The sequence below is a fragment of the Planctomycetaceae bacterium genome (assembly GCA_021371795.1).
Lineage (GTDB): Bacteria > Planctomycetota > Phycisphaerae > Sedimentisphaerales > UBA12454 > UBA12454.
In genome coordinates, this window is the sequence record JAJFVK010000011.1 from 25,403 (window position 1) to 33,103 (window position 7,701).

Annotated in this window: 10 protein-coding genes; 9 read left to right on the forward strand and 1 reads right to left on the reverse strand. The window is 43.1% G+C overall.

From position 1 onward, the window contains the following. From LLF92_05330 to LLF92_05365, 8 genes are read left to right on the forward strand one after another with little or no spacing between them, the layout of a single operon-like run. Positions 1 to 717, forward strand: coding sequence for a hypothetical protein (locus tag LLF92_05330; protein ID MCE5340535.1), 717 nt, complete (start codon positions 1 to 3; stop codon positions 715 to 717). An 11-nt stretch (positions 718 to 728) separates the two neighbouring features. Beyond that, a complete protein-coding gene (locus LLF92_05335) occupies positions 729 to 1,175 on the forward strand; it encodes a hypothetical protein (protein MCE5340536.1) in 447 nt (148 codons plus the stop codon). Positions 1,176 to 1,177: 2 nt separating this feature from the next. Then, positions 1,178 to 2,308: a hypothetical protein gene (locus tag LLF92_05340; GenBank protein ID MCE5340537.1), complete on the forward strand. Its 1,131-nt coding sequence runs from the start codon at positions 1,178 to 1,180 to the stop codon at positions 2,306 to 2,308. Positions 2,309 to 2,357: 49 nt separating this feature from the next. Then, a complete protein-coding gene (locus tag LLF92_05345) occupies positions 2,358 to 2,795 on the forward strand; it encodes a hypothetical protein (GenBank protein MCE5340538.1) in 438 nt (145 codons plus the stop codon). A gap of 55 nt (positions 2,796 to 2,850) precedes the next feature. Beyond that, positions 2,851 to 3,513, forward strand: a complete 663-nt coding sequence (locus LLF92_05350; GenBank protein MCE5340539.1) for a hypothetical protein — start codon at positions 2,851 to 2,853, stop codon at positions 3,511 to 3,513. After that, the gene (locus tag LLF92_05355) at positions 3,498 to 5,210 is read left to right on the forward strand and encodes a hypothetical protein (protein MCE5340540.1); all 1,713 of its coding nucleotides are present in this window, start codon (positions 3,498 to 3,500) and stop codon (positions 5,208 to 5,210) included. The genes LLF92_05350 and LLF92_05355 overlap by 16 nt, the downstream gene beginning before the upstream one ends. 38 nt (positions 5,211 to 5,248) lie before the next feature. Beyond that, positions 5,249 to 5,581 (forward strand): hypothetical protein, encoded by a 333-nt coding sequence (locus tag LLF92_05360; protein ID MCE5340541.1) that lies wholly within the window; start codon positions 5,249 to 5,251, stop codon positions 5,579 to 5,581. Positions 5,582 to 5,640: 59 nt separating this feature from the next. After that, positions 5,641 to 5,931 (forward strand): hypothetical protein, encoded by a 291-nt coding sequence (locus tag LLF92_05365; GenBank protein MCE5340542.1) that lies wholly within the window; start codon positions 5,641 to 5,643, stop codon positions 5,929 to 5,931. Positions 5,932 to 5,959: 28 nt separating this feature from the next. Here the strand turns inward: LLF92_05365 and LLF92_05370 are convergent, their stop codons facing one another. Continuing rightward, entirely contained in the window at positions 5,960 to 7,036 is a 1,077-nt protein-coding gene (locus LLF92_05370) for a hypothetical protein (protein MCE5340543.1), read from the reverse strand. A 69-nt stretch (positions 7,037 to 7,105) separates the two neighbouring features. On the opposite strand from LLF92_05370, the gene LLF92_05375 reads away from it, so the two are divergent. After that, complete coding sequence (locus tag LLF92_05375) at positions 7,106 to 7,504, forward strand: hypothetical protein (protein MCE5340544.1); 399 nt, start codon at positions 7,106 to 7,108, stop codon at positions 7,502 to 7,504. Positions 7,505 to 7,701 lie beyond the last annotated feature (197 nt).

Sequence of the window (7,701 nt, forward strand, 5' to 3'; positions counted from 1 at the left end):
ATGATTTTAAGCGATGGAATAAGTAACGTTCGTGTGTTTTCGCTGCCAGTAGGTGTAAGCGGAGACGGAAAGTCAAATCAGCTTACAGGATTTGTTCTTGTCAAATGGCAATCCACCTACAATCTGCCGCATCAGGTTTATGTCAACGGCAAATTCGGCGGAGCAACAACAGACACTTCGCAAAGACAAATGATTATATCTGTGCCGATGTCGCAACAGGCCGCTGTCAGGATAGAAGTCTATGCGGTAGATTCGCAAAACGCTGATACCGATTTTTCAGAGCTAACCGAGTCGGGACGTAATTTATCCCGCGTCAAAATAGAGTTTCCAAAAATGACAGGCGGCTACATTGATATTTATCGTGAGGATGAGAAACTTACCAATGAGGCAATAAGAATTTCTGAACTTATCGGGTTTGGGCTTGGCAGTTTCGGCCAAAGCGATTTCGGGTTTGACGGCGGAGCGGCAAGCGGATTCGGCAAAGGAGTATTTGGTTGCGGGCGATTTGGTTTCGACGCTGATATGTTCTGCTGGCAAAGTCGGCAACTTGGTACCGGAGTGCATAGCTTCAAACTGAAAATCACAGATTGCAATGGTAATCAAACAGAAAGTGCGACCGAGACAGTAACCATCATTCAACAGGCGAAACCTGCTGGAAAAGTAACAATAGATTCTTTTGACAAACAAACCAACAAAATAACTTTAAGCACATTATAGGAGATTTTCAAATGAGTGAAGTTTATCCATCAGACAGCGAACTGCTGAATATTTTGAACGACAGTGAGACCGGTGTTGAGTACATCTCGACTGGTAAATCGCCTTATTATCTTGAATTTCGCAAACTGCTTTACCGGCTGATTCTGGCAACTAAAAGAGCGAATGACTTGCGTGTCTTTGATGAGGGTGGTTTGAATATCGGCGTTAAAAGCGGCAAGTTTTGGGTCGGCACAACGCTTGTTGAATACGCAGGGACAAGCGGAAATACCCTGGCCGACGACAAAAGCAATATCTATGTTTATATCGACTCGTCAGGCACTCTGGTTATCAACGAGTATTCGCAATTTCCAACGATGTCGACAACTCCGCATTTGAGGCTGGCAATCATCACCACAAGCGGCGGAGATATCACATCGGTTACCGACGCAAGATGTAATTACTACGTACCGGGAGTATAATCATGGCGGATAAATTCATATCATCGGCCGGGCCTTTGGGAACTGGCGACGGCAACAGCGAAGCAAATGCCTGGAGTTTGGCAAACGCATTGGCAGGTGCGACAGCGGGTGATTATGTCTGGATTAAAAACGACGGCGTATATTACGGAATATTTACGGTAGGGTGCACAGGGTCTTATGCTGACAATACGCACATCTACTTTATTGGCTACAACAACATTGCTAACTGCGATTTGGTAAATCATATCAGCGATATGGATATGGGGCAGACATTCTGGGGCGGGCCAATGAATCCCACAGCTTCCAATTGCTGGGTCGATATAGACGGGCAGGGCGCAACCAATCACGTGGTCTATCAATATCAGAAAAATAATGTTCACTGGCGGAATATTCATTTTCACAACAATAGCAAAACAGCCAATTACAGCGCGTTTTACGTCAAGTATTGCAGCGGCGTTACTTTTAGCAAGTGCAAGTTTACGGATGGTTATATAAATCTGTGGGTCGATACGAACAGCACAAGCTGTATGATTAAATATTGCTACTTCAGCGATTATGGCGCGACGAATCTCGATATCGGCGGCGGAAGCTATCTGAACATTTACTCGCATTGCGTTTTCAACGGCGGACATGCAAAGATGTACAGGTCGGTCGGATGCAACAGTATATTCATCGGCGGAAATTACGGTATCGGAGCGTACTATTATCAGAATATTGTTTTTAATAATACAATGTACGGCCAAACATCGTATTGTCTCTGTTATGGACACAATTCTTATGCCGGCGGTTTAATCGAATACAATAACATCTTCATTCCCGCTGCGAAAAATATTCCGGCCATTTATCGAAATGGAAGCGGGTCACTGGCGTATTCAGGTTGTGGCTGTGCTTACAGTGTTGCAGATGATTCTGTTTTGGATACGCCTTATAGCGGCGAAGACGGACTTAACGTCAATCCGCAATTTGTCAACGCGGCAGCCAACGATTTTCGGGTACTCAATCCACTGCTTTTGCGAGGAGGTATGCCGGATTTCACAGGCAGGCAAACACAAATCGGCGCAGTGCTTCAGCAATATCAGTTCACAAAACGTTCGGCAGCAGGTAATCCTGCGAGGATGTCAATTTTTAAATGATGCCACTAAGGCACGAAGAAAAGGCAACTTAAAAAATAGGAGTTTTTTAATGGCAAATACAGCAATCAATATACCTTTTTATGTCGCTAAAGACGGTCAGCCTTTGGCTGGCGCGGCAAGTGAAATGAATTTTGAAACTTTAATCACAACCGACGGCACAAATAAAGTCAGCTCCGCGCCGGTCATCAGTGAAATCGGCGGAGGATGGTACAAGTTCGGCGTTGCTTACGGCACATCTCCATTTGACGCGGGCGATTTGGTCGGCGTTATCGATGCCGACAAAGACGGTGTGAACTCTTTGGCAAACGCGGAAAGATATATTCCAGTTGAAGTCAGGCTCGATTTTTACAGTCTGCTGCGGAATGTTTATCCGATGTCGCAAAACAAACTTTCCGGCGATATGGAAATTAAAAATTCAAACGGCGATACAATATTGACGCTGGATATAGCGGATAATACAAGCGAGGTTGAAAGAGCACCTCAATAGCTACAGAGTTTTTTTTGTTTTGCCACAGAGAACACAGAGCTCACAGAGAAATAAAATGGAAACTAAATTTTTTGATAGTTTACACAACGGCGACTCGGCCAACGGAGTCAAACTTTGTATGGGAATTACTGACGGCGATTTCTGGAGCCGTTCGGCTGGCGGACAGGTTTTGTACAAAGGACAAGCCATCGGCGAAGTTGATTTTGAAACGATTGAAGACGCTACCAATGTCGACGAAAAATTCCAAATCACAGGCGGCGGAGCTTCGAGCAGGACTTATTACATCGTGCGAAGAGTCAACTGCTGCGGCGATGAAGAAAAGACCATTAACGCTGTTATACGCGTGGAATTCGACAGTTTGGGCAACCTCATAGAACAAGGCTGTAACAAAATTATCAATGTGTCAGCGGAACAAGTTGATGGCGATAAAATAAAGCTAAGATGGTTTTATCATGTTATCAATCAGGCTCAAAAAATCGAAAAATTCAATATCTATAGCGATAACGGAATAGGCACAATCGATTATCAAACGCCAATCGGCAGTGTTGAATATACGGGGCGTAAGTTTTATCAGTTTATCACGACTGCTCTTGCCGAAAGTCATTATCGCTTTTGCATAAGAGTTGTTACGAATAATAATCTTAATGGCGAAGTTAGAGTCTGGCTCAACAGGCAATCTCCCGAAGGAATTGGAGTAATAATATGTCAAACAATATAGAATTTTATCAGCCGCAGAATAATAACCTTGCTGTTGGCGCTGTCAGTGCGAGCATTTATCTCGATGGGCAATTTTGCGATTGTCTGACTGTCGAAAGTATCACGCTGGCGGGTGTGCCGGAGTTTAATCAGGCGGTGTTGTCCTTTCTTCCCCTACACGATGATGTCAGGTGTGGGCAAAAGATTGATATTAAAACTGTTTATGACGCTGGGATTGGTACAACTTGTCCAGATGAATTGATTATTTTCTCCGGATTCATCGAGCAAATCGAAATAGCCCAAACCACAACAATCATCGCGAAAGATTATTCGGCCAAGCTCAAACGCAAAACAGTTTACGGTCAAAACATCCGCAACGATAATGGGCAAGCGGTATTCATCAAATCCGCGGACACGGTCTTTAATCCTGCCGGTCAGCCTAATATGGCCCAAGGCGAAATTCTGTTCGCTGCCGAGGAGAATGACGCAATTACGTTCACTTGCGCAGATGCGATTTATTATCTTTTACATACTTACATCGCACCAGGGGAGCTGATTTATCCGATTTTGGAACAGCTTCAAACGCTGGCCAATAATTGCGCAATTCGCGATGTCGATGTTACGGGCCTTAGTCTCATTGATGCTCTTTCGCGATGCTGCAAACAGGCGGGACTGCGATTCAAGTTTTCTGTCGATTCGCGGGTTATCGTATTTTACAGGCCGGGGATTGGCAGGGCGGTTGAGCTGAATTGTCAGTGGCAGGGCGAAACGCTCAATGTTTCCAAAACTAATATCGCACAAGTTACTCGCAAACAAAATCCTGTGATTACCAATCGGTACATCGTGCAGGGTGATTACAAAATTTTCGAGGCGACTTTCAATCTTGTCAAAGGCTGGAATCCGGCGATTGAGACGACAACTTATGATTTGTATTCGCCGACCACGAACGAGAATTTCAATAATGTGCGAGATGTTTACCGCAAATGGGTGCTAAACGAATCTGGCGACTACACAGCAAGTCCGTACAATCAGGGCAGCGCATTTGATTTTTCTAAAATTTTTCAGACGGACAAATATATTCGCAAAGCACGGCGATTTTATCCTTCGCTTGCCTGCGGAGACGACGGCGGGTCTATCGGATATTATCTTGAGATGTCATACACCAACGGCAGTAAGTGGTGGCATTATATGAGTTCGTTCAAGGTTCTGCTCGACCAGTGCGGAATCTGGCTTTCCGTTGAGCAGTTCGATTCGGATATGTGGTTCGCGATTCTTAAAGGCGTGCTGAAAATCAGGATTACAGCGTCGGTTCTTTCCGATGAGAGAATTAATTATACCGCTTGCGATGGTGCGGTTGGCTCAATTATACCGGTGGTTGACAAAATCGTTACGCTGCCCAAGAGATTCAAATATCAGAAAGTTTCATCGCAGAGTGCGTTCGTCGGCTCAACAGCAAACGAAATCGACGACACCGCATCCATCGTCGCTTATGCAAATAATCTTTGCAGCGTCGGACTATCTGCCGGTGAGAATTTGCAAATCAAAACAATGACAGCGATGCCTTATTTTTCGCCGGGCGACAGAATTATTACAAGCCCAGACAGCAGAGACATTCTCGGCGTTCTGTACGATACAAGAAATGTCTGCTGCGTCGAAAAGGCGCACGTGGATTTCGTAAATCAGCAGACAATTTTAACGGCAGCTAAAAAACGAAAATGAAACCACGAACGAACACGAATTGACACGAAGGAAAAATAATGTCAGACGAATTAACACAAAATGAGCAGCAGCAGTTAATCAGTCGATTAATGCGGAACAGCGACGGCCCGAACGAGAACGCGTTCGTAACATCAGCGGGCGGCAAAATAGCCGGCTTTGTCGCGAAAGTCGTAAGCAAATATAACTACAACCACTACAACGTCAGAGCGGTCGAACTCAATCCCTGCGGGGTTCCGCCAATGGTTGTCGGCAGCAGCGTTATCGCGGTCAATGTCGCAGAAGATTTTTCCGAGCAGGGCAATCTGGCGGCAGGGACATACGTGGTAATGTTCAGGATAGGGGAATACTATTGTTTTTATGCGATACCATAAAAATCAAATATCAAAAATTAAAAATCAAAATTGAGGAATCCCTTCGGGATGGATTTGTTATGACTCCGGTACAAGAAAATAAACGATGGAACTTTAATAAGCAGATAGACCTTTCCGTTATGATTGAACTGATTTTTCTTGCAGCGCTGATTGTCGGAACGTGGGTTAATCTGCAAAAACAGCTTTCACTGCTTCAGCATGATTTAACAAGTCTTTTAGAAACGCAAAAGCAGTTTCAGCAGCGAATCGAAGAATTGAGCCGAACAAGCATAACTTATGAATACCGTCTGCGTTCAATCGAAAAATCTTTACCACAAGCCGATATTGGAAACGAAAGAAAGATGCAATAGTTCATTTTAACAGTGTTTGGTATAATAATTATGCGATACAATTACAAATCTGTGGTTTGAAATTTAAGTGTTGATATATCTCATTGTCTTCGCGGCAAATCGCAAGTGAAGTTTTGTTGTAGCTGCTAATATTTTCTATCATAAATTTGTAGAATTCGATGCGTTTTTCAGTGCTGTATCGCAATTTGCCGTCTTCGGCCGTTTCACATAATGATGCAAATAAATCAGAGTTGATATTGTATGCTTTTTGGGAGAGTTTGGTGTGGCCTTTGAAAAGCCTTAAAGTTCCAATGGTTATATTTTCCGGTTCTGTGTTCCTGAATATTTTTTCTATCAGCGAGGCGTATTCCCGCTTCCAGTTGTCGCAAAGAATGCCGGGGTCTATTCGGAATCTTATTCTGTAGCCGTGCTGCTGGCACTGTTTTGCGGCATTTATTCTTTCTTCAAGGTCGGCGGTTCCGAGTTCATAGTTATCTATAATCGTTTGAGGGTTTAAGCTCCATGATACGACAACCTGATTGTTGGGTTTTAATTTTAATAAATTATCAATATTGCAACTTTTTGTGAGCATCATCAGGTAACTGTTTTTCAAATTGCCAAAGAATGGAATAAGCAGTGATGATATGTTTGTGATATGGTCGAACGCAAGACTGTCGAGCATTTCGCCGAGATTAAAACAGATTTTATTTTGACTTTGTAATGAGAGTTTTTGTATTTGCTCGAGCATTTTAGAATAATTGATATTGATTTTTATGAAAGCGCCGTATCTTCTGTAAACATACGCAAGATAGCAATAGACGCAATGATATGGACAGCCGTTTGAAAGCGGAACAAGTTTATAATACGGGAAGCACCTCATATTGTTCCCTATGTTTCCGTCAAAGTGATTGATAAACGATGATGTGCTTCCAATCATAAGGACTTTTTTGCTCTTCAGTAAAACTTCGGCGGAGGACAAGGCGTCTGAATGGGTCAGTTTTTGATTTTTAATTATTTTTACTTCAGTGTTTTTGAATAATGATATGATTCTCCGTGCCTCAAAATTATCGCTAATTCTGTTCCAGAGATAAATCACATCAGGTTTAAAATTTTTCGCAGCATCCATAAGTATTGTTATTTTAATTTTTTGGCACAAATTTAAAAGAGAAATTTTAAAAAAACAATGGAATCTGAAATGTCATTAACGCAAACACAGAATGATGCACTCGATGAACTTTACACCAACGGCGGAGATGAACTCGCGGTTCAGCAGAAATTTAATATCAAACGCCACGTATGGCAGAAATGGCTCGAGGATTATTACTTCACGGTGGAAATGAACCGACGGCATGACTCGCTGCAAAGACAGGCCGACACAATGCTGGCCAAGTTCAAGCCGATGGCACTGGCGGTGCTGATGAGTTTGTGCCAGAGCCAAAATGAGGAAATCAGCAGAAAGGCGTGTGTCGAACTGCTGTATCTGAAATCGCAGGGCGAACAAAAAACGCCCTTACCGCAGGAACAGCACGAAGACATATCGGATGAAACGGCATCGAAAATACTGGCAGTTTTGGCGGAAGAAAAAAGAGAATAAAATCAACACAAGCGGAGCTGTTTTACAAGTTAATAGAATAAGTGAAAAGTAGAATTCTTAAGGGTATCTCTAAAAATTAACAAAATTTCGTGCAGTTCGCCGCACATTTGATATAGTTAGCTCATTGACAAGTAAATTACGGTTTTTCATATCATTGGCAAAGGATTTCTTATGATGCTCTCCGGACTTTTCGACTG

Excerpts from the sequence above, each read along its gene's own strand:
- LLF92_05330 (MCE5340535.1), top strand. The coding sequence starts at position 1 with ATGATTTTAAGCGATGGAATAAGTAACGTTCGTGTGTTTTCGCTGCCA.
- LLF92_05335 (MCE5340536.1), top strand. The coding sequence starts at position 729 with ATGAGTGAAGTTTATCCATCAGACAGCGAACTGCTGAATATTTTGAAC.
- LLF92_05340 (MCE5340537.1), top strand. The coding sequence starts at position 1,178 with ATGGCGGATAAATTCATATCATCGGCCGGGCCTTTGGGAACTGGCGAC.
- LLF92_05345 (MCE5340538.1), top strand. The coding sequence starts at position 2,358 with ATGGCAAATACAGCAATCAATATACCTTTTTATGTCGCTAAAGACGGT.
- LLF92_05350 (MCE5340539.1), top strand. The coding sequence starts at position 2,851 with ATGGAAACTAAATTTTTTGATAGTTTACACAACGGCGACTCGGCCAAC.
- LLF92_05355 (MCE5340540.1), top strand. The coding sequence starts at position 3,498 with ATGTCAAACAATATAGAATTTTATCAGCCGCAGAATAATAACCTTGCT.
- LLF92_05360 (MCE5340541.1), top strand. The coding sequence starts at position 5,249 with ATGTCAGACGAATTAACACAAAATGAGCAGCAGCAGTTAATCAGTCGA.
- LLF92_05365 (MCE5340542.1), top strand. The coding sequence starts at position 5,641 with ATGACTCCGGTACAAGAAAATAAACGATGGAACTTTAATAAGCAGATA.
- LLF92_05370 (MCE5340543.1), bottom strand. The coding sequence starts at position 7,036 with ATGGATGCTGCGAAAAATTTTAAACCTGATGTGATTTATCTCTGGAAC.
- LLF92_05375 (MCE5340544.1), top strand. The coding sequence starts at position 7,106 with ATGTCATTAACGCAAACACAGAATGATGCACTCGATGAACTTTACACC.